Annotated in this window: 1 protein-coding gene; it reads left to right on the top strand. The window is 68.5% G+C overall.

The window, feature by feature from the left end:
• Positions 1 to 1017: AMP-binding protein (locus ACFXOA_RS32320; protein WP_385035745.1), on the top strand; the 1017-nt coding region annotated here is incomplete at both ends.

Genomic DNA, 1017 nt, shown 5'->3' with positions numbered 1-1017 from the left:
ATCCCTCGCCCGCCACCCCCTCTTCCAGGTGATGCTCACCCTCCAGAACACGGAAGAACCCGAACTCAACCTCCCCGGAATCACCCCGTCCCTGGTGCCCGTCGGAAACGCCCCGGTCAAGTTCGATCTGCTTCTGGACCTACGCGAGGCCTTCGACGAGGACGGCGCGCCGTGCGGTATCGAGGGTGAGATCGAGTACGCCCAGGATCTGTTCGATCCCGAGACGGTGGCTGCTCTCGGCGACCGGCTGCGCAGGGTGCTGGCCCAGGTGGCGGCCGACCCGTCCCGCCGCGTCGGCGCACTCACGCTCCTCACCGAGGACGAGCACCACCAGCTGCTCCATGGATGGAGCGGCGGCGATCGCACGGCACCCGAGTTGTCCCTCGTGGAGTTCTTCGCGCAGCAGGTGATGGAGACTCCGGACGCGCCGGCCGTGGTGTCCGAGGAGGGGCAGCTCAGCTACGCGGAGCTCGACGCACACTCCTCCCGATGGGCCCACTACCTGCGCACCCAGGGTGTGACCTCCGGAACCCCGGTCGCCCTGCTCATCGAACGCTCCACGAACCTCGTGATCACCGAACTCGCCGTGATCAAGGCCGGCGGACACTACATCCCGCTCCACGACGCCTACCCCACCGACCGCCTCGCGTGGATCGTCGACGACGCCCACGTGCCGTTGCTTCTCACGGACCGCACCCAGCTGCCCGAACAGCTCACAGAGGCGACCCGGTGCGTCACCCTCGCCGAGGCCACCAGCGCCACCGCCATGCTCCCGGCCACCACCCCCGGCCCCGAGATCCCCGCCGCGCAGACCGCGTACGTCATGTACACCTCGGGCACCACCGGTCTGCCCAAGGGCGTCGTCATCACCCACGCCAACGTCATCGACCTCGCCCTCGACCCCCACTACGACAGTCCCGCACACGCCCGCGTCCTGATGCACTCCTCACACGCCTTCGACGCCTCCACCTACGAGATGTGGGCCCCACTCCTGCACGGCGGAACCATCGTCATCGC

It is taken from the genome of Streptomyces sp. NPDC059166, assembly GCF_042755185.1.
Taxonomy (GTDB): domain Bacteria; phylum Actinomycetota; class Actinomycetes; order Streptomycetales; family Streptomycetaceae; genus Streptomyces.
Note: the sequence above shows the minus strand (reverse complement) of the source record. Positions and strands in the feature narration are given on the sequence as shown.